This is a genomic window from Blastococcus sp. TF02-09 (genome assembly GCF_003319105.1).
Lineage (GTDB): Bacteria > Actinomycetota > Actinomycetes > Mycobacteriales > Geodermatophilaceae > Blastococcus.
The window spans coordinates 67780-84315 of sequence record NZ_QOHH01000012.1 but is presented as its reverse complement, the minus strand read 5'-3'; the positions used below and the strand labels follow the sequence as shown (position 1 = coordinate 84315).

Below are 16536 nucleotides of genomic sequence, written 5' to 3'. Positions count from 1 at the left end.
ACTGCTGTGGCGGCCGACGGGCCGGGGGTCATCGGACCCCGTATTGACGACCTCGCCGTGCGGGGATACTCCCCTCCCCGAGCGCCCCTGCGGGAGCGGCGCTCGTCATGGGCAGGAACGCCTCGACGGCTGATCGGGTTCCCGGGAACGCCCAGCTATGGCGCTGATCACGTTCCGACGTCGCGGGGTGCGTCAGGCCCCGGCGGCGAGGAAGGCGGCGCGGGCCCGCGCCAGCATCGGTGCCCGCTCGTCCGCGCGCAGGTACCCCGCCCGGACCTGCTCGTCCACCGCGGCGCCGTACCGGGTCAGGTAGCCCTCGACGTCGCCGTAGCGCGCCCGCAGCTCCTCGGCCGGGAACGGCTCCCACCCACCCCAGTTGCCGCACACGTCGGTGATCGACGACGTGCCCACGGGGCCCAGCGCCACCGGGAGCGGCCGGCCGAGCGGGACGACCGCGTCCGGGAAGCGGACACCGCCGAGCGGCTGGGCGGTGTCGTCGTCCACGGCCGGTACGGACAGCGGCACGCCGGGCAGCTCGTTCACGGCGGCCGACGGCGGCGGGGGCACCAGCTCGAACACCGCCGACGCGGGCAGCCCGGCACCGTCGGCGCCCGGCCCGCGGAGCACGGCGGCGAGGTCGGCGACCACGCTGCGGAGGTAGGGGTCGTAGGCGATCGGGTTCCGCGGCACCGCGACGCCGCCGTTGCAGCCGAGCAGGCCGAAGACCACCTCGTCCGGGTAGGCGGGGCCGGCGTGCGGGGCGGGCCAGTCGTAGCGGCGGACGTCGGCAGGCCGGTCGGCGTGCGCGGTGACGCTCGCCCGCAGCCGGTAGTAGTCGGTGTAGGTGGCGACGTCGACGTACAGCGGGTCGCTGGCCGGCCGGGTGAGGATCTGCTCGTAGGCCAGCGGCACCCCGTGCTCCAGCAGGTAGGGCCGCTGCGCCTCCTCCCCGGCCAGCGCGTTGATCGCCAGCCAGTTGCCGGTGCTGGAGACGGCGAGGGCGGCCGCGTAGACGCCGTCGCCGGTGTCCGGGTCGACGTTGAAGCCCTCGGCGAGGAACGTGGTGACGAACCAGGCGCTCTGGCTGATGCCGGTGAGGACCGCCGTCCCGAAGCGCGGCAGCACGGCGCCCTCCGGCGAAGCGACCGCGCCGGTCAGCAGCCGGCCGAAGTCGCGGACCACGACCTCCCCCACCCCCTGCGCCGTGGCGGGTACGCCGGCGGCGATGCCGGACTCCCACTGGACCCGGGCATAGCCGAGGTCCTGCCCGGCGAGGAAACCGGTGCCCCGCCCCGGCGGGTAGACCGCCCCGGTCGGGGTGCTGTCCGCGGACGCGGGAGCCAGCTGCTCCAGCGCCATCAGCGTCGCGGGCCGCCCCCGGTTCTCCATGTCGACGAGCACCAGGTCACCGGCGCCCCCGGGCTCGAGCACCTCGAACTCCGCGCTGTAGGCGTACCGGCCCTCGTCGTCGGTGGGGAGCTCCGCCAGACCGGCCACCCGCTCCCCCGGGCCGACGACGCCGTGCAGCGTGCCGGTGGTCCGCCGCCACTCCCGGTCGCCAAGGACAAGCGTGGTGCTGGTGGCCTCGACGCGGGTGACCGCCGAGCCCGCGCGCGAGACGGCGTTCCCGCTCCCGTCCGTGGCGGTCGGACGGGAGCCGGGCGTGCGGGTCATGGGGTGGCACTCCCGGGTCAGGCGTGGGCGGCGTCGAACTGGCGGAGCTCCTTCTTGAGCTCGGTCAGCTCGTCGCGCAGCCGCGCCGCGACCTCGAACTGCAGGTCCCGGGCCGCGGCGAGCATCTGGTCGTTCATCGTCTGGATCATGTCGGCCAGCTCCGCCCGCGGCAGCCCCTGCACGTCGATCGAGCCGGCCTTGGCCTTGCCCTTCGACGACAGGCCCGGCACCGGCGACTTCCCGCGGGACTGCTGCCGGCCGGAGCCGCCCAGCAGCTCGGTGGCCGCCTCGGTGTCCTCGGCGCTCCGGTAGATGCCGTCGAGGATGTCGACGATCTTCTTCCGCAGCGGCTGCGGGTCGATGCCGTGGGCGGTGTTGTAGGCGATCTGCTTTTCGCGCCGCCGGTTGGTCTCCTCGATCGCCTGCGCCATCGACGGCGTGATGGTGTCCGCGTACATGTGCACCTGGCCGGAGACGTTGCGCGCCGCGCGGCCGATGGTCTGGATGAGCGACTTGCCCGACCGGAGGAACCCCTCCTTGTCCGCGTCGAGGATGGCGACCAGCGAGACCTCGGGCAGGTCCAGGCCCTCGCGCAGCAGGTTGATGCCGACCAGCACGTCGTACTCGCCCTGGCGGAGCTCGCGCAGCAGCTCGACCCGGCGCAGGGTGTCGACCTCGGAGTGCAGGTACCGCACCTTGATGCCGAGCTCGAGCAGGTAGTCGGTGAGGTCCTCGGCCATCTTCTTGGTCAGGGTGGTGACCAGGATCCGCTCGTCCTTCTCGGTGCGCAGGCGGATCTCGTGCACCAGGTCGTCGATCTGCCCCTTGGTCGGCTTCACGACGACCTCGGGGTCGACCAGGCCGGTCGGGCGGATGACCTGCTCCACCACGTCGCCCTGGACCTTGCCCAGCTCGTAGTCGCCCGGCGTCGCCGACAGGTAGACGGACTGGTGGATCCGGTCGGTGAACTCCTCCCACTTCAGCGGGCGGTTGTCCATCGCCGACGGGAGCCGGAACCCGTGGTCGACGAGCGTGCGCTTGCGGCTCATGTCGCCCTCGTACATGCCGCCGATCTGCGGCACGGTGACGTGCGACTCGTCGATGACCAGCAGGAAGTCGTCCGGGAAGTAGTCGATGAGACAGGACCCGGCGCTGCCGGGCGCCCGGCCGTCGATGTGCCGGGAGTAGTTCTCGATGCCGGAGCAGAACCCGACCTGCCGCATCATCTCGATGTCGTAGGTGGTCCGCATGCGCAGCCGCTGTGCCTCGAGCAGCTTGCCCTGCCGCTCCAGCTCGGCCAGCCGGGTCTCGAGCTCGGCCTCGATGCCCCGGATCGCCCGCTCCATGCGGTCGGGCCCCGCGACGTAGTGGCTCGCGGGGAAGACGAAGAGCTCCTCGACCTCGCGCACGACCTCGCCGGTGAGCGGGTGCAGGTAGTACAGCCGTTCGACCTCGTCACCGAACATCTCGATGCGGACCGCGAGCTCCTCGTACACCGGGAAGACCTCGATCGTGTCGCCCCGGACCCGGAACGTGCCACGGGTGAAGGAGAGGTCGTTGCGGGTGTACTGCTCGGTGACGAGGGTCCGCAGCAGCTCGTCGCGGTCGCGGTCCTCCCCCACCTTGATCTTCAGCGCGCGGTCGACGTACTCCTGCGGCGTGCCCAGGCCGTAGATGCAGGAGACCGTGGACACCACGACGACGTCGCGGCGAGTGAGCAGGCTGTTCGTCGCCGAGTGCCGCAGCCGCTCGACCTCCTCGTTGATCGAGGAGTCCTTCTCGATGTAGGTGTCCGTCTGCGGGACGTAGGCCTCGGGTTGGTAGTAGTCGTAGTAGGAGACGAAGTACTCGACGGCCGCGTCGGGCAGCAGCTCACGGAACTCGTTGGCCAGCTGGGCGGCGAGCGTCTTGTTCGGGGCCATCACCAGCGTCGGCCGCTGCACCTGCTCGATCAGCCAGGCCGTCGTCGCCGACTTGCCGGTGCCGGTGGCACCGAGCAGCACCGTGTGCTCCTCGCCCGCGTTCACCCGCTCGGCGAGCGCCTTGATGGCCGCCGGCTGGTCGCCCGCGGGCTCGAACTCGCTGACGACGCGGAAGCGGCCCTGGGTGGGCCTGATGTCGGTGGACGTGCGCACGGGACGACGGTACGACGGAGGTGCGACAGAACGCCGGGCCGCGAGCGCAGGAGGTCCGGCAGGCACCCCCCGTGGGCGTGCGCCGGGGGTCCGGCGGGCCGCCGCCGAACCGGACGCAACGGTCCGGTTCCATGTACTTGCGGTCGCCCGCGTGCGGGCCCTAGCGTCGCGCCTCGCAGGAGCGCCCACGGGCCAGCGCCACCCGGATCCCTCCGGGCGAGGTCGGTCCGCCGCTCCGCGCACGGCGCCCCCGCGGCACGGCCGCGGGGGCGCCGTCGTGCCTCTCGCGGAGCCGTCAGGCTCACACCGTTCCCAGGTGTGCGGAGCCCGTCGGCAGGGCAGGGTCCTGCGGTCGCCCGTCCCGGCCTGCTCCCACACCGCGGAGAGGCCCAGTCCCCTGGGCGGGGCAAGCAGCAGGAGGAACCGGTTCATGACCCAGGTATGGCCAGGCAGTGCCTACCCCCTCGGGGCCACGTACGACGGCACGGGCACCAACTTCGCGATCTTCAGCGAGGTGGCCGACAAGGTCGAGCTCTGCCTCTTCGACGACGAGGGCAACGAGGAGCGCATCCGGCTCCCCGAGATGGACGGCTACGTCTGGCACGCGTTCCTGCCGGGCATCCACCCCGGCCAGAAGTACGGCTTCCGTGTGCACGGGCCGCACGACCCCGCCCAGGGCCTGCGCTGCAACCCGAACAAGCTGCTGCTCGACCCGTACGCGAAGGCGATCGACGGCCAAGTCGACTGGGACCCGTCGGTGTTCGGCTACGACTTCGAGACCAAGGAGCGCAACGACGACGACTCCGCGGCGCACATGCCGAAGTCCGTCGTCGTCAACCCGTACTTCGACTGGGGCGTGGACCGCCCGCCGCGGACGCCCTACAACAAGACCGTCATCTACGAGGCCCACGTCAAGGGCCTGACGATGACCAACCCGCGGATCCCCGAGGAGCTGCGCGGCACCTACGCGGGCGTCGCGCACCCGGCGACGATCGAGCACCTCACCGACCTGGGCATCACCGCCATCGAGCTCATGCCGGTGCACCAGTTCGTGCAGGACGACACGCTGCTGCAGAAGGGCCTGCGCAACTACTGGGGCTACAACACGATCGGCTTCTTCGCGCCCCACGACGAGTACGCGCAGTCGAGCAACGGCCAGCAGGTGCAGGAGTTCAAGGGCATGGTCCGGGCCCTGCACGAGGCGGGCATCGAGGTCATCCTCGACGTCGTCTACAACCACACCGCCGAGGGCAACCACCTGGGCCCGACGCTGTCGTTCAAGGGCATCGACAACCGGACGTACTACCGGCTGGTCGAGGACGACCCGCAGTACTACATGGACACGACGGGCACCGGGAACTCGCTCAACGTCCGGCTCCCGCAGTCGCTGCAGCTGATCATGGACTCGCTGCGGTACTGGGTCACCGAGATGCACGTCGACGGCTTCCGCTTCGACCTGGCGTCCACGCTGGCCCGCCAGTTCCACGAGGTGGACCGGCTGTCGGCGTTCTTCGACCTGGTGCACCAGGACCCGGTCGTCAGCCAGGTCAAGCTGATCGCCGAGCCGTGGGACATCGGTGACGGCGGCTACCAGGTCGGCAACTTCCCGGCGCTGTGGACCGAGTGGAACGGCAAGTACCGCGACACCGTGCGCGACTTCTGGCGCGGCGAGGGCGGCACGATCGGCGAGTTCGCCGACCGCATCTCCGGCTCCTCCGACCTCTACCAGCACTCCGGCCGGCGTCCGGTGGCCAGCATCAACTTCGTCACCGCGCACGACGGGTTCACCCTCAACGACCTCGTCTCGTACAACGAGAAGCACAACGAGGCCAACGGCGAGGGCAACAACGACGGCGAGAGCCACAACCGCAGCTGGAACCACGGCGTCGAGGGCCCGACCGACGACCCCGAGATCCTCCAGCTGCGCGCCCAGCAGCGGCGCAACTTCATCGCCACGATGATGCTGAGCCAGGGCGTGCCGATGCTCCTGCACGGCGACGAGCTCGGCCGCACCCAGTGCGGGAACAACAACGGCTACTGCCAGGACTCCCCGCTCACCTGGATCGACTGGGAGAACGTCGACGAGGGCCTGCTGGAGTTCACCAAGAAGGTCACCAAGCTGCGCACCGACCACCCGACGTTCCGCCGCCGGCGGTTCTTCAACGGCCGGCCGGTCCGCCGCGGGCTCGGCGACCCGGTGCCCGACATCGCCTGGCTCACCCCGGCCGGCGAGGAGATGGCCGACGAGGACTGGGACGCCGCCCACGCGAAGTCGCTGGCGGTCTACCTCAACGGCGTCGGCATCCGCGAGATGGACGAGCGCGGCGAGTACGTCAAGGATGACCACTTCTTCCTGGCCTACAACGCCTCCCCCGACGCGATCGAGTTCACGCTGCCCAACGACGACTACTCGCGGAGCTGGACCACGGTCCTCGACACCGCCGAGATGCACGAGGTCGAGCCGGTCGAGGTCAAGCCGGGTGACACCGTGACCGTCCAGGGCCGCTCGACCGTCGTCCTGACCGGGCCCGCGGAGTGACCGCGGCGCAGGGCCCCGGCGGCGACCGCCGCCGGGGCGTTCCCGCGGCGACCTACCGGCTGCAGATCCATGCCGGCTTCACCCTGGACGACGCCGCGGAGGTGACCGGCTACCTGGCCGACCTGGGCGTCACGCACGCCTACTCCTCCCCGCTGCTGCGCTCGGCCGAGGGCAGCACCCACGGCTACGACACGGTGGACCACGCGCACATCGACGAGGCGCGCGGTGGCCGCGAGGCCTTCGACCGGTTCGTCGCGGCGCTGCACGAGCACGGGCTGGGCCTCGTCCTCGACCTCGTCCCCAACCACATGGGCGTCGCGGACCCCGCGGCCGCGCCCTGGTGGTGGGACGTCCTCCAGCACGGGCAGCAGAGCGCGCACGCCTCGGCCTTCGACATCGACTGGGAGTTCGGGGGCGGCAAGGTCCGCATCCCCGTCCTGGGCTCGGCGGACGACGTCGAGAAGCTGGAGGTCGTCGACGGCGAACTGCGGTACTACGACAACCGCTTCCCGATCGCCCCGGGAACGGACGGCGGGACGCCGCAGGAGGTGCACGCCCGCCAGCACTACGAGCTGGTCGACTGGCGTCGCGCCGACTCCGACCTCAACTACCGGCGGTTCTTCGCCATCAACACCCTCGCGGGGCTCCGCGTCGAGGACCCGGCGATCTTCGACGCGACGCACGAGCTGGTGCTCCAGCTGGTCCGGGACGGCGCCGTCGACGGGCTGCGCATCGACCACCCCGACGGCCTGGCCGACCCCCGCGGCTACCTCGACCGGCTGGCCGAGGCGTCGGGCGGGCGCTGGACCGTGGTCGAGAAGATCCTCGAGCCCGGCGAGGAGCTGCCCGAGGGCTGGGCGACGGCGGGGACGACGGGCTACGACGCGCTGACCGAGGTCGACCGCGTGCTCGTCGACCCGGCCGGGGAGCCCGCGATGACGGCGCTGGACACCGAGCTGGCCGGCGGGCCGGTCGACTACGCCGAGCTGGTGCGCCGCTGCAAGCGCGAGGTCACCGACGGCATGCTCGGCTCGGAGGTCGCCCGCCTGGTGCGGGTGATCGGCGAGCTGCCCGGCGTCGACCGCGCGCAGCAGACCGAGGCGCTGGCCGAGCTGCTGGCCACCTTCGCCGTCTACCGCAGCTACCTGCCCGACGGCCGCGAGCACCTCGACGCCGCGGTGACGGCGGTCCGCGAGCGGCGGCCGGACCTGACGCCGGCGGTCGACGCGCTCTACCCCGTCCTCTCGCAGGCCGGCAGCGAGGCGGCGACCCGCTTCGAGCAGACCAGCGGCCCGGTGATGGCCAAGGGCGTCGAGGACAGCGCCTACTACCGGTGGCCGCGGTTCGTCGCGCTCAACGAGGTCGGCGGCGACCCGGCGCACTTCGGCGGCACCGTCGAGGAGTTCCACGCCGCGCAGGAGCACCGGCTCGCGGTCAAGCCGCTGGCGATGACCACGCTGTCCACCCACGACACCAAGCGCAGCGAGGACGTGCGGGCTCGCCTGGCCGTGCTCGCCGAGCTGCCCTCCGAGTGGGCGGCGCTGGTGCGCGGGTGGCTCGCCCGGCACCCGCTGGCCGACCGGCCGCTGGCCCACCTGGTGTGGCAGAACCTGATCGGCGCCTGGCCGCTGTCCCGCGAACGGGCGCACGCCTACGTCGAGAAGGCCGCGCGCGAGGCCGGCACCTCGACCACCTGGACCGACCCGGTGCAGGAGTTCGAGGAGCAGCTGCACGCGCTGGCCGACGCCGCCTTCGACGACCCGACGACGACGGCCGAGATCGAGGCGTTCGTCGCCCGGATCGCGCCCCTGGGCTGGTCGAACTCGCTGACCCAGAAGCTGCTGCAGCTGACGATGCCCGGCGTCCCCGACGTCTACCAGGGCACCGAGCTGTACGACTTCTCCCTGGTGGATCCGGACAACCGCCGGCCGGTCGACTACGCGCTGCGGCGCCGGCTGCTGGCCGATCTCGACAACGGCACCGTGCCCGCCGTCGACGGCAGCGGTGCGGCCAAGCTCCTGGTGACGTCGCGGGTGCTGCGGGCGCGCCGGGACACCCCGGAGCTGTTCAGCGGCTACGCCCCGGTGCAGGTGACCGGGTCGGCCGCCGAGTGCGTGGTCGCCTACGACCGCGGCAGCGCCGACCAGGCCGGCGTCGTCGTCGTCGCGACCCGGCTGCCGGCCCGACTGGCGGAGAACGGCTGGGGCGACACCGCCCTGAAGCTGCCCACCGGCGCGTGGCGCGACCTGCTCACCGGTGAGCGCGTCGTGTCCGACGTGGCGGGCGTGGCGGCCGACGTGCTGCTCGCCCGGCTGCCCGTGGCCCTGCTCGTCCGGGACTGACCCGCGCGCACTCCACCGGGTGCGCGGATGCGTCGTCCTCTACCGAGAGCTGACGCATCCGCGCACCCGGTCGCCCGCCGCTGTCGATCGGCGGTCTCGCCACGGCCCCGGGGGTCGTGGTCTGATGCGCCGTGCACATCGACGCGCTCTACCGCTTCCCGGTGAAGTCCATGCTCGGCGAGCGGGTGGAGCAGGCCTCGGTGACCGGTCGGGGGCTGCTCGGCGACCGCGCCTACGCGCTGGTCGACCCCGCTGACGGGACCGTGGCCAGCGCCAAGCACCCCCGCAAATGGGGCGCGCTGCTGGGTCTGTCCGCCCGCTTCGCCACAGAGCCCGACCCCGGCGCGGCCCCGCCCCCGGTGCTGGTCACGATGCCCGACGGCACCGAGCTCAGCAGCGACTCCCCCGCCACGGACGTTGCCCTGTCCGACCTGCTGGGCCGGCCCGTGCGGCTGACCAGCGAGGTGCCGCCCGGTAGCCGGTTCGAGGAGCAGTGGCCGGCCATCGACGGCCTGGCACCGGCCCAGTTCATCGCGGGGACGACGCACGCCTTCGAGGGTGAGGAGCCGGTCAGCGTCATCGATCTGGCCCAGATGGCCTCGCCGGGGACCTTCTTCGACCTCGCCGCGCTGCACCTGATGACGCAGGCCACCCTCGACGAGCTCAGCGGCCTCGGCGACGGTAGCGCCTTCGACGTTCTGCGGTACCGCCCCAACATCCTGGTCGCCGGCACCGACCCGGGGTTCGCCGAGGACGCGTGGGTGGGCCGGAGCGTCTGCCTGGGCGACTCCGCCCGGGCCGCGGTCCGGATGCTGACCATGCGCTGCGTCATGACGACCCTCGCCCAGGGCGACCTGCCCGAGGACCGCGGCACCCTGCGCACGGTGGCCCGGCACCATCGCCGCGAGATCCCCGGGCTGGGCACCTGGGCGTGCGCCGGGGTCTACGCGGACGTGACCGGCGAGGGCGTCCTCCGCACCGGCGACCCGGTCACCCTGGTCTGACCCGCGGCCGGCCGGACCCGCCGTCCCTCTACTGGGAGGACGGCGGCACGTCCCCCGGGTGCCAGTCGTCCCACGGCGCCCACCACCTCGTGCCCGCGTCCAGCTGCCCGGCGACGGCTGCCGCCTCGGCACGGATGCGCTCGCGCTCGGCCGGGGTGATCCGCCCGCTCGCAACCATGAGGTCCGGGTCGTCGGGTGCTCATCCACGCCCCGAATCATGCGAAGTCGTGGCGATCAGCAGTCCATGACCACGAGTTCGCATGGTTCGGCGGGCTCCGGCGCGGCATGCTCCGCGGATGGCGCTCTACGACCGGATCGGCCGCTCGTACCGGCGGACCCGCGTGCCGGACCCGCGCATCGCGGCGGCGATCCGGCACGCCCTCGGCGACGTCGGCAGCGTCGTGAACATCGGCGCGGGCGCGGGCGCCTACGAGCCGCCGGAGACGGTGCTCGCCGTCGAGCCGAGCCGGGTGATGATCGACCAGCGGCCCGCAGGCGCCGCCCCGGCCGTGGCCGCGGTGGCCGAGGCGCTGCCGCTGCCCGACGACGCCGTCGACGCCGCCCTCGCCGTGCTGACCGTCCACCACTGGAGCGACGTCGCCGCGGGGGTGGCGGAGCTGCGCCGGGTCGCCCGCCGGCGCGCGGTGTTCTTCACCTGGTGGCCCGACCGGGTGACTGACTTCTGGCTGCTCCGGGACTACCTGCCGGCCGCCGCCGAGACCGACGCGCGCCTGGCCGGGCGGATCGAGGAGCTCACCCGCCTGCTCGGCGCCGACGCCAAGATCCGGCCGGTGCCCGTGCCGCACGACTGCGTCGACGGCTTCGCTGCGGCCTTCTGGCGTCGTCCCGAGGCCTATCTCGACCCCGAGGTCCGGGCCGGCATGTCGGTGTTCGCGACGACGGACCCCGCGGCGCTGGCCGACGGGCTGCGGCGCCTCGAGGCGGACGTCCGTTCCGGCGCCTGGCACCGGGCTCACCCCGACCTGGTGCACGCCGACTCCCTCGACGTCGGGTACTGCACGGTCGCCGTCGACCTCTGACGCGGGGCCGAGCCGGGCACGCAGCGGTGTCACGCGGGGACGTGGCGCGGTCGCGACGCGGCGTGGCGGCGCCACGCCGGGGCGACCGGCCGGACACCGCTCGCTCCCCCGCGACGGCGCCGGGGTCCGCCCCTAGCGTCATCCGCGCCCCCGGCCTTCCGCGCCGGGCGCGAGGCTCCGGACCGCCGAACCCCGTCCGCCGGAGCCTGACTCCGAGTCACCCCAGGACGGGGGCGGGGGACCCACCACCGGCGCGCACGCGCGCCTCGGGGTGAAGCCGCCCCTGCCCCCTTCCCGGGCACGCGGCCGGGCACACCGATTCGCCCGAACCCGACAGCTCACCTCGCAGGCGGTGATCGGAGGATCACCCATGTCACAGCAGTCATCGACCACCCCTGCCCGCCGGCGCGTCCTCCGCGGGGGCGCCGTCCTCGCCGGGGCCGCGGCGATCGGCATCGGCGTGCTCGCGGCGCCCGCCTCGGCGGCACCGCACGACTGGTCCGGCGTCGCCCGGTGCGAGTCCGGGGGCAACTGGAGCATCAACACCGGCAACGGCTACTACGGCGGGCTGCAGTTCAGCTCGCCGACGTGGCTGGGCCACGGCGGCGGCGAGTTCGCCCCGCGGGCCGACCTCGCCACCCCCGCGGAGCAGATCGCGGTGGCGGAGCGGGTCCTGCTCACCCAGGGCGTCGGCGCCTGGCCCACCTGCGGCAAGCAGCTGCGGTCCGGCACCACGGCCGTCGCGGCGGCACCCCGGGCGGCGGCGCCGGCGCACCGGGTCGCGGCACCGGCCGCACCTCCGGCGCGCGCGTCGTCGGGGCACTCCTACACGGTCCGGCCTGGCGACACGCTGGCGAAGATCGCCCGGGCCCAAGGCGTCGACGGCGGCTGGCGGGCCCTCTGGGCGAAGAACCGGGACACCGTCCGGAACCCGAACCTGATCCGGGTGGGCCAGCACCTGAAGCTCTGACCCGGGGACGCCCACCGACGGCGTCCGGAGCCCTGCGCTCCGGACGTCGCCGGTCCGGCCCTCCGCAGGGATTGGCGGCGGCGGCTGCGGGCATGATCCGCTCTGGCCCACCCGCCGCACCGGGCCCGACCCGCCCGCACCACCCACCGTCCCGTTCCGGAGGCTCCCGCATGTCCGCACCCGTCGAGTTCACCGTCTGGGCACCCCTGCCGGAGCGGGTGCGCGTCCAGGTCGACGGCGCCGTCCACGAGATGACCCGCGGCGACGGCGGCTGGTGGCGTGCCGAGGTCGAGGCGGGCCCGGAGGCCGACTACGGCTTCCTCCTGGACGACACCGAGACACCCCGGCCCGACCCCCGCTCCCGGCGCCAGCCCGAGGGCGTGCACGGCCTGTCCCGCCGGTACGAGCCCGAGTCCTACGCGTGGGGCGACGGCGCCTGGACCGGGCGCCCGCTGGCCGGTGGCGTCGTCTACGAGCTGCACGTCGGCACGTTCACCCCGGAGGGCACCCTCGACGCCGCGATCGGCCGGCTCGGGCACCTAGTCCGCCTCGGCGTCGACTTCGTGGAGCTGCTGCCGGTCAACGGGTTCAACGGCACGCACAACTGGGGCTACGACGGCGTCCTCTGGTACGCCGTGCAGGAGCAGTACGGCGGCCCGGCGGCCTACCAGCGGTTCGTCGACGCCTGCCACCAGCAGGGCCTCGGCGTGATCCAGGACGTCGTCTACAACCACCTGGGCCCGTCCGGGAACTACCTGCCGGAGTTCTTCCCGATCTTCTCCGAGGGCGGGGCGAACACCTGGGGGAACTCGGTCAACCTCAGCGGCCCCGACTCCGACGAGGTGCGCCGCTACATCATCGACAACGCGCTCATGTGGCTGCGCGACATGCACGTCGACGGGCTGCGGCTGGACGCCGTGCACGCGCTGGTCGACGAGCGCGCCACCCACGTGCTCGAAGAGATGGCGCAGGAGGTGGACAAGCTGTCGGTCGCGGTGGGCCGGCCGCTCACTCTCATCGCCGAGAGCGACCTCAACGACCCGCGGATGGTCACCCCGCGCGCCGCCGGCGGCCTCGGCCTGACCGCGCAGTGGAGCGACGACTTCCACCACGCGCTGCACTCGACGCTGACCGGTGAGGGCCAGGGCTACTACTCCGACTTCGCCGAGGCGGGCATCGCGGGCCTGGCCAAGGTGCTGACCGGGGCCTTCTTCCACGACGGCGCGTGGTCGAGCTTCCGCCGTCGGCACCACGGCCGGCCGGTCGACACCGCGACGCTGCCCGGCTGGAAGTTCCTCGCCTACCTCCAGGACCACGACCAGATCGGCAACCGCGCCGTCGGCGACCGCATCTCGGCCACCCTCTCCCCCGCGCTGCTCGCCGTCGGCGCGACCGTCACGCTGACCAGCCCGTTCACCCCGATGCTGTTCATGGGCGAGGAGTGGGGCGCGAGCACCCCGTGGCAGTTCTTCACCAGCCACCCGGAGCCGGAGCTGGGCAAGGCCACCGCCGAGGGGCGGATCGGCGAGTTCGCCGAGCACGGGTGGGACGCCGACGTCGTCCCCGACCCGCAGGACCCGGAGACGTTCACCCGCTCGAAGCTGGACTGGTCCGAGCTCTCCCAGGAGCCGCACGACCGGCTGCTGGCCGTGCACCGCTCCCTGCTCGCGCTGCGCCGGGCGCACCCCGATCTGGTCGACCCGGACCTGACCGCGGTCGAGGTGGACTGGGACGACGCCGACCGCTGGCTGGTCGTGCACCGCGGCTCGCTGCGGGTGGTGGTGAACCTGGCCGAGGAGCCGCGCGAGATCGACCTCGACCGGCCCGTCGGCGAGGTGCTGTTCGCGACCGCCGAGCCGCCCGCGGTGGACCAGGGCACCGTCACCGTGCCGCCGGAGAGCGCCGCCGTGCTGAGCACCCGCTGACGATGCGCCGGCTGCTGCCCCCGCCCGCCGCGGAGCTGGACGACGCCGCGCTGGTGGACGCCTACCGGCTCCCGCCCGGCCGGTCGCTGCGGATGGACTTCGTCGCGTCGCCGGACGGCTCGATCGCCGTCGACGGGCGCAGCGCCGGCCTCGGCTCGCCCGGTGACAAGCGGGTGTTCCGCGTGCTGCGGGCGCTCGCCGACGTCGTCCTCGTCGGCGCCGGCACGGCGGGCGCGGAGGGGTACCGGCCGGTCGCGCCCGACTCCCCCGTGGGCCTGCTCCGGACGTCCATCGGCCGGCCGGCCGGGCTGCCGATCGCGGTCGTCTCCCGCTCGGCGTCGCTGGATCCGGGGTCGGCGCTGGCGGCGGAGCCGTCCACGCTGGTGGTCACCTGCGCGGCGGCGGACGCCGGCCGGCGCGCGGCCCTGTCCGCCGCGGGCGCCACGGTGCTGGTGTGCGGGGACGACGACGTCGACCTGCCCGCCGCCGTGGCCGCGCTGGCCGAGCGGGGTCTGGAGCAGGTGACGTGCGAGGGTGGCCCGCAGCTGCTCCGCGCCGCGCTGGGAGCGGGGGTGGTCGACGAGCTGGACCTGACGATCGCACCGGCGCTGGTCGGGTCGGCGCAGCGGCTGCTGCCCGGCGACCTGCCGGCGCCGGTCGGGCTGGAGCTGCGCCAGGTGCTGGAGGAGGACGGCGTGCTGTTCACCCGCTACCGGGTGACCGGCGGCGAGGAGGAGCTCCCGTGAGCGAGCCGGCACCGCTGGACCGGGCCACCGTCGCGGGGCGGGTCGGCGACTTCCCCCGGGTCGCCGCCGACCGCCCCGACCTCAAGCAGGCCGCCGTCGCGCTCTGCGTCACCGAGCGGGACGGCGCACCGGCGCTGGTGATCACCCGCCGGGCCGCCGGGCTGCGCGCGCACGCCGGGCAGTGGGCGCTGCCGGGTGGCCGGCTCGACGCCGGCGAGGGCCCGGTCGACGGCGCGCTGCGCGAGCTGCACGAGGAGATCGGTCTCGACCTCGACCGCTCGGCGGTCCTCGGGCTGCTGGACGACTACGTGACCCGCTCGGGCTACGTGATGACGCCGGTGGTCTGCTGGGCCGGCCCGGTCGACGGGTTCGCCGGCTCCGAGCCGGAGGTGGCCGCCGTCTACGAGGTGCCGCTGGCCGACCTCGACGTCGACCCGGTGTTCGAGACCATCCCGGAGTCCGACGCCCCGGTGATCAGGCTGCCGCTCATGGGCCGGTTCGTGCACGCGCCCACCGCGGCCGTCGTGCACCAGTTCGTCCGCATCGCCTGCCGCGGCGAGCTGCGGCGCGTGGCCCACTACGAGCAGCCGGTCTTCGCCTGGCGCTAGGCCAGAGCCTCCGACCTCCCCGGCGCCCGGTAGCCCACCCCTTGGGCTCGCTCCAGGGCCGCGATCGTCTCCTCGACGGTCAGGAGCACGGTCGTCTCGATGGCTCCCAGCGCGCCCCCGCCCCCGATGGCGAGGACCACGGCAGCCATCGAGACGTTGTCCGGAGCCTCCCAGAGGGTGACGCCGTCGTACTCGCCGAAGGCGTACCAGAAGCCGTGCAGCTGCCCGCCCACGGACTCGATGTAGGCGGAGGCGGCGCGCCGCCGGTCCTCGGGCTGCGCGATGAGCATCGCCCAGGTCTCCGGGGTGTAGCGGAACCGGGTCAGGTAGAGGGGCATGGTCGTGCCTCCTGGGTCACCCCCCGCGCGCCTCGAGGCTAGGGGTGCGGGCCGGACCGGGTCGAGAGCTGCGCACGCGCTTCGACCGTGCTGCTTGACTGACCGGCATGGAGCTGCCGCTGAACCCGCCGGTCAAGCCGATGCTGGCCAAGGCCGCCACGAAGCTGCCCACCGGCGACGGGCTGCTGTACGAGCCGAAGTGGGACGGCTTCCGGTGCATCGTCTTCCGGGACGGCGACGAGGTGGAGCTGGGCAGCCGCAACGAACGCCCGCTGACCCGCTACTTCCCCGAGGTCGTCGAGGCGGTCAAGCAGCACCTGCCCGAGCGCTGCGTCGTCGACGGCGAGATCGTCGTCCCCGCCGGTGACCGCCTCCACTTCGAGGCGCTGCTCCAGCGGATCCACCCGGCGGAGTCGCGCGTGAAGCTGCTCGCCGAGCAGACCCCGGCCTCCTTCGTGGCCTTCGACCTGCTCGCGCTCGGCGACGAGTCGCTGGTGGACCGGCCCTTCGGCGAGCGGCGGGAGCTGCTGCAGACGGCGCTGGCCGGCACGCGGCCGCCGGTCTACCTCACCGCGATCACCGAGGACGCCGACACCGCGCAGCGCTGGTTCGAGACCTTCGAGGGTGCCGGGCTGGACGGCGTCGTCGCCAAGAGCCCCGAGCTGCCCTACGGCCCCGACCAGCGGCTGATGACCAAGGTGAAGCACGTGCGCACCGCCGACTGCGTGGTCGCCGGGTTCCGCTGGCACAAGAGCGGGCCGATCGTCGGCTCGCTGCTGCTGGGCCTGTACGACGACGGCGGCCTGCAGCACATCGGCGTCGCGGCGTCGTTCCCGATGAAGCGCCGGGCCGAGCTGGTCGAGGAGCTCGAGCCCTACCGCGCGCAGGCGCTGGACGGGCACCCGTGGCAGGACTGGGCCAACGCCCGGGTGCAGGAGAACGGCGAGAACCGCATGCCCGGGGCGGTCAGCCGGTGGAACGCGAAGAAGGACCTCTCCTGGGTCCCGCTGCGGCCCGAACTGGTCGTCGAGATCAAGTACGACCAGCTCGAGGGCCGTCGACTTCGTCACACCGGGCAGTTCCTGCGCTGGCGCCCCGACCGCGACCCGCTCAGCTGCACGTACGACCAGCTCGACGTGCCGGTGCGGTACGACCTGGCCGAGGTGCTGGAGACCCCCTGACCGGGTGAACGGGCCCCAGGGCCCCGATGGCGGT

Annotated in this window: 13 protein-coding genes and 1 riboswitch; of the genes, 9 read left to right on the top strand and 4 right to left on the bottom strand. The window is 73.5% G+C overall.

Going from position 1 to position 16536, the window contains the following annotated elements; genetic code table 11:
* Window positions 1–192 precede the first annotated feature (192 nt).
* Complete coding sequence (locus DQ239_RS17080) at window positions 193–1674, bottom strand: alpha/beta hydrolase domain-containing protein (RefSeq protein ID WP_113835614.1); 1482 nt, start codon at window positions 1672–1674, stop codon at window positions 193–195.
* Window positions 1675–1691: 17 nt separating this feature from the next.
* Complete coding sequence (uvrB, locus tag DQ239_RS17075) at window positions 1692–3809, bottom strand: excinuclease ABC subunit UvrB (protein ID WP_113835613.1); 2118 nt, start codon at window positions 3807–3809, stop codon at window positions 1692–1694.
* Window positions 3810–4239: 430 nt separating this feature from the next.
* Here uvrB and glgX point away from each other — a divergent pair, with 430 nt between their 5' ends.
* From glgX to DQ239_RS17060, 3 genes are all read left to right on the top strand, one after another.
* Entirely contained in the window at window positions 4240–6348 is a 2109-nt protein-coding gene (glgX, locus tag DQ239_RS17070) for a glycogen debranching protein GlgX (protein WP_113835612.1), read from the top strand.
* Complete coding sequence (gene treY, locus DQ239_RS17065) at window positions 6345–8690, top strand: malto-oligosyltrehalose synthase (RefSeq protein WP_113835611.1); 2346 nt, start codon at window positions 6345–6347, stop codon at window positions 8688–8690. Before glgX ends, treY begins: the two co-directional genes overlap by 4 nt.
* A 131-nt stretch (window positions 8691–8821) precedes the next feature.
* Window positions 8822–9694 carry an MOSC N-terminal beta barrel domain-containing protein gene (locus DQ239_RS17060; protein ID WP_113835610.1) on the top strand — a complete coding sequence of 291 codons (873 nt, stop codon included), beginning with the start codon at window positions 8822–8824 and terminating at the stop codon, window positions 9692–9694.
* A gap of 28 nt (window positions 9695–9722) precedes the next feature.
* Here the strand turns inward: DQ239_RS17060 and DQ239_RS20465 are convergent, their stop codons facing one another.
* A complete protein-coding gene (locus DQ239_RS20465) occupies window positions 9723–9872 on the bottom strand; it encodes a hypothetical protein (protein WP_158544880.1) in 150 nt (49 codons plus the stop codon).
* A gap of 118 nt (window positions 9873–9990) precedes the next feature.
* Here DQ239_RS20465 and DQ239_RS17055 point away from each other — a divergent pair, with 118 nt between their 5' ends.
* From DQ239_RS17055 to DQ239_RS17035, 5 genes are all read left to right on the top strand, one after another.
* Window positions 9991–10734 (top strand): methyltransferase domain-containing protein, encoded by a 744-nt coding sequence (locus DQ239_RS17055; RefSeq protein WP_113835609.1) that lies wholly within the window; start codon window positions 9991–9993, stop codon window positions 10732–10734.
* Window positions 10735–10939: 205 nt separating this feature from the next.
* A riboswitch (cyclic di-AMP (ydaO/yuaA leader) is annotated at window positions 10940–11101 on the top strand.
* 3 nt (window positions 11102–11104) lie between these two features.
* Entirely contained in the window at window positions 11105–11704 is a 600-nt protein-coding gene (locus DQ239_RS21325; RefSeq protein WP_113835608.1) for a transglycosylase family protein, read from the top strand.
* A gap of 170 nt (window positions 11705–11874) precedes the next feature.
* Window positions 11875–13629, top strand: coding sequence for a malto-oligosyltrehalose trehalohydrolase (gene treZ / locus DQ239_RS17045; protein WP_113835607.1), 1755 nt, complete (start codon window positions 11875–11877; stop codon window positions 13627–13629).
* Between the two features lie 2 nt (window positions 13630–13631).
* Complete coding sequence (locus DQ239_RS17040) at window positions 13632–14375, top strand: dihydrofolate reductase family protein (protein WP_113835606.1); 744 nt, start codon at window positions 13632–13634, stop codon at window positions 14373–14375.
* Entirely contained in the window at window positions 14372–14983 is a 612-nt protein-coding gene (locus tag DQ239_RS17035) for a CoA pyrophosphatase (RefSeq protein WP_233489422.1), read from the top strand. Before DQ239_RS17040 ends, DQ239_RS17035 begins: the two co-directional genes overlap by 4 nt.
* Here DQ239_RS17035 and DQ239_RS17030 read toward each other — a convergent pair.
* A complete protein-coding gene (locus DQ239_RS17030) occupies window positions 14980–15321 on the bottom strand; it encodes a GYD domain-containing protein (protein WP_113835605.1) in 342 nt (113 codons plus the stop codon). The genes DQ239_RS17035 and DQ239_RS17030 overlap by 4 nt on opposite strands.
* A 107-nt stretch (window positions 15322–15428) precedes the next feature.
* Here DQ239_RS17030 and DQ239_RS17025 point away from each other — a divergent pair, with 107 nt between their 5' ends.
* Window positions 15429–16502 carry an ATP-dependent DNA ligase gene (locus DQ239_RS17025; protein WP_113835604.1) on the top strand — a complete coding sequence of 358 codons (1074 nt, stop codon included), beginning with the start codon at window positions 15429–15431 and terminating at the stop codon, window positions 16500–16502.
* The last annotated feature ends 34 nt before the right edge of the window (window positions 16503–16536 follow it).

Bases quoted from the DNA above. Each gene is read 5' to 3' on its own strand.
- DQ239_RS17080 (WP_113835614.1), bottom strand. From the start codon at position 1,674: ATGACCCGCACGCCCGGCTCCCGTCCGACCGCCACGGACGGGAGCGGG.
- DQ239_RS21325 (WP_113835608.1), top strand. From the start codon at position 11,105: ATGTCACAGCAGTCATCGACCACCCCTGCCCGCCGGCGCGTCCTCCGC.
- glgX (WP_113835612.1), top strand. From the start codon at position 4,240: ATGACCCAGGTATGGCCAGGCAGTGCCTACCCCCTCGGGGCCACGTAC.
- DQ239_RS17030 (WP_113835605.1), bottom strand. From the start codon at position 15,321: ATGCCCCTCTACCTGACCCGGTTCCGCTACACCCCGGAGACCTGGGCG.
- DQ239_RS17040 (WP_113835606.1), top strand. From the start codon at position 13,632: ATGCGCCGGCTGCTGCCCCCGCCCGCCGCGGAGCTGGACGACGCCGCG.
- DQ239_RS17055 (WP_113835609.1), top strand. From the start codon at position 9,991: ATGGCGCTCTACGACCGGATCGGCCGCTCGTACCGGCGGACCCGCGTG.
- DQ239_RS20465 (WP_158544880.1), bottom strand. From the start codon at position 9,872: ATGGTTGCGAGCGGGCGGATCACCCCGGCCGAGCGCGAGCGCATCCGT.
- treZ (WP_113835607.1), top strand. From the start codon at position 11,875: ATGTCCGCACCCGTCGAGTTCACCGTCTGGGCACCCCTGCCGGAGCGG.
- DQ239_RS17025 (WP_113835604.1), top strand. From the start codon at position 15,429: ATGGAGCTGCCGCTGAACCCGCCGGTCAAGCCGATGCTGGCCAAGGCC.